Origin of the sequence: Sphingopyxis sp. KK2, from assembly GCF_001990265.1 — a bacterium.
Taxonomy (GTDB): domain Bacteria; phylum Pseudomonadota; class Alphaproteobacteria; order Sphingomonadales; family Sphingomonadaceae; genus Sphingopyxis.
The window spans coordinates 1-1,292 of record NZ_LYVN01000285.1; the positions used below are offsets into that span (position 1 = coordinate 1).

Below are 1,292 nucleotides of genomic sequence, written 5' to 3' on the forward strand. Positions count from 1 at the left end.
TTCCCACCCCGGCGCGGGTCGCCCCTTGTCGCGGCGGCGCGCGAGCCAGATGTTGACCCCGCCCGCGGCGAGATAGGTCAGCCCGAGGCCGAGCGCGAAATAGACGATCTTGACGATCCCGCCGCCGAACCAGCCGAAATGGAGCGCACCCATACCGCCGAGCAGATCCTCACCGAGATTATTGTCGGCCGCCTTGCCGATGTCATAAGGGGTCGCATCGCGGCGGAAGGCATAGCTATCGGTACCCGCGAGGCGATCGGGCTGCTTGATGTTGAACAGCGCCGCGCCGCCCTGCTCGGTCGGATGCTCGGTGAAGATATAGGTCAGCCGGCCGCCGTCCTGCGGCAGTTTCGCGAACATCGGGCGGAGGTCGAGCACCGGCGCCGGGCGCGGGTCGTCGATCGGCGGTTCGGGAAAGAAGAGCGCATAGACCTTGCTCGCGTCGCCGTTGAACATCGCCATGCCGAGCACGCCGACAACGATCGTCGTGAGGCCGAGAAACGCGCCGGTGAGCGAGATGATGACGTGAAAGGGCAGCGCCCACACGCCGATCCGGTTGTGGAGATCAGCCTCCTGCAACCGTTTCGACCCGCCGATGCGCAGGTGAAAGGCATCGCGGAAGATGCGCGGATGCGCGGATGCGCGAGGATGCCCGAGATCAGCGACGACAGCAAAGCGACGCCGACGAGGCCGACGATGAACACGCCCCAGGTCGTCGGCAGGTGCAGGTTGATGTGGAGCCGGGTGATGAACTCGGTCCAGGCGAATTCGGTGCCGGGGACGAGCTTGCCGGCTCCATCGGCGAGGAATTCGCGGTCCTCGTCGGCGTCGACATGGAGCAGGAAGCGCGGCAGGTCGGCGCTCGGCAGCGTCAGATAGACATGCTCGACGCCTGTCCCGCCCGCGGCGATCGCGCTCGCGAAAGCCGCCTGCACCGCATCGGGGCCGACCTTCGTCACCTGCGGCCCGGCGGCGCTTTCCCAGCGCTGGAATTCATGCGCGAAGACCGCGAGGCTGCCCGACAGGCAAATGAGATAGATGAGCGCGGCAAAGGCGAGACCGAGACCGCTGTGGCCGCGCAGCACCGCGCGCACGAAGCCCGCGGGAATACGCGCCATCAGATCCTTTTTCTTCACGGGCTTTTTGGCGGGAGCGGCGGTCATGCGAAGCCCTTCAAGATGGCGGCGGTAAAGCTGACGACGGCGACGCCGACGAGCACGGCGGTCGCGCGCAGGATACGATTGTCGGCGAGCGTCCACGCCATGCAGGCGCCCCAGGCGACGGGCACGATC

General features: G+C 67.0%; 1 protein-coding gene and 1 pseudogene. Both read right to left on the bottom strand.

Annotated elements, in window-relative coordinates:
- A partial coding sequence (locus B1A78_RS23320) for a PepSY domain-containing protein (protein WP_306171670.1) occupies positions 1–579 on the bottom strand: 579 nt, incomplete at its 3' end.
- A gap of 86 nt (positions 580–665) precedes the next feature.
- Positions 666–1,163, bottom strand: a pseudogene (locus B1A78_RS23325) (PepSY domain-containing protein); the annotation flags it as partial.
- Positions 1,164–1,292 lie beyond the last annotated feature (129 nt).